The sequence below is a fragment of the Bartonella doshiae NCTC 12862 = ATCC 700133 genome (assembly GCF_000278155.1).
In the GTDB taxonomy this organism is placed as follows: Bacteria; Pseudomonadota; Alphaproteobacteria; order Rhizobiales; family Rhizobiaceae; genus Bartonella; species Bartonella doshiae.
Genome location: NZ_JH725098.1, coordinates 62,960 through 64,278, shown reverse-complemented (window position 1 = coordinate 64,278; position 1,319 = coordinate 62,960). Strand labels below are relative to the sequence as shown.

2 protein-coding genes are annotated in these 1,319 nt (G+C 39.7%); one reads left to right on the top strand and one right to left on the bottom strand.

What is annotated here, in order from left to right:
* On the top strand, nt 1-676 hold a 676-nt coding region (locus MCS_RS07720), incomplete at its 5' end, for a BID domain-containing T4SS effector (RefSeq protein WP_004857329.1).
* Between the two features lie 377 nt (nt 677-1,053).
* On the opposite strand, the gene MCS_RS08410 is transcribed toward MCS_RS07720, so the two are convergent.
* A partial coding sequence (locus MCS_RS08410) for a hypothetical protein (protein ID WP_004857326.1) occupies nt 1,054-1,319 on the bottom strand: 266 nt, incomplete at its 5' end.

Here is a 1,319-nt window from a genome sequence, read left to right as displayed (position 1 = left end):
AACGCAAGAAGACGTCATTTATGCAGATGTGCGACCCCGCACACAAAGAGGACAACACACAAAAACGCAAGAAGACGTCATTTATGCAGATGTGCAACCCCGCACACAAAGAGAGCCGCATCACCATCAACCAGAAGAAACCGTCTACGCACAAGTTAGCACAGGAAGTACCCCTACCTCTCCTAGATCCCAGAAAGATCAAATGACTGTAAAGTTTTTACAAAACGTAGACATCCAATATGGTGCAATCGAAGTCCAAGAATGGTGCAAAGTTGTTTATGGTGATCAGCATGCTTTGAATAACCAACTTGCTAAAATGCTTGAAAATCCACAGAAGGCAGAAAATGTCGTACGAGATATTATGGCAAATCCTGAAGATTTTGGTAAACTTGCAGGTAGAGCAGTACTTGGCATAAAATCCCCACAACGAAGAGAAGCTGAAAATGGTTTTTCTCCCCTATGTGATGCTCTTGAGAGGCATGCACAAACTCTAAAAAAGCTACACAGGGACTTGACACGTGAGCACTCACAACACAAAGGCATTGAGAAAGAAGAAAGAAGTCCAGAAAGACGAGCACACAGACATCATTATCGCGCAAAAGAGGAAAGCCAGACTGGTCCAAAGCAAGAACAACCACGTAAAGATAAAGGCCACAAGATAGCTTTTGCTATGTAAATAAAAGTAAGAACAAAGACTTTTAAATTAAATCTCTTGGCGCAATCTTCACAATATGATTTGCGCCAGAGAAAAGAGAGTAATGTTATAAAAATATGATCAAAATAAACCGTGTAATTTTTTATAACATATTGATAAAATTTCATAAAAAAACTGTATAAAAGTCATAAATATCGATTACGATAACTATAAATAGCGGAGGATTGGAAATCTTTGGAAATCATTTCTCCTTTGTATAAAAGTTATCAAAGTATAAAGAGGAAGAGTGCGCAAAGAAGTTTTCTAAACAAATCGAAAAGTTTGAAAGGAAACAAGCATGAAAAAAAATGAACCTTCCCCCTCAACATCTAAAATTCCAGAGGATCTATATGCAAAGCCTAGTCCACGCCTTCGAAAAAATCCTTCCCAGCCCCAATCTGTACACACGACATCAGAGCAACAAAAATCAAGAGAAAGCATCTACGACGTACCAAGGTCATCCAAGGAGCCCGCTTACCCCCATCAATCCGTGCACACAACACTAGAGCAACAAAAATCAAGAGAAAGCGTCTATGACGTACCAAGGTCATACAAGGAGCCCGCTTACCCTCATCAATCCGTGCACGCAACACTAGAGCAACAAAAATCAAGAGAAAGCATCTAT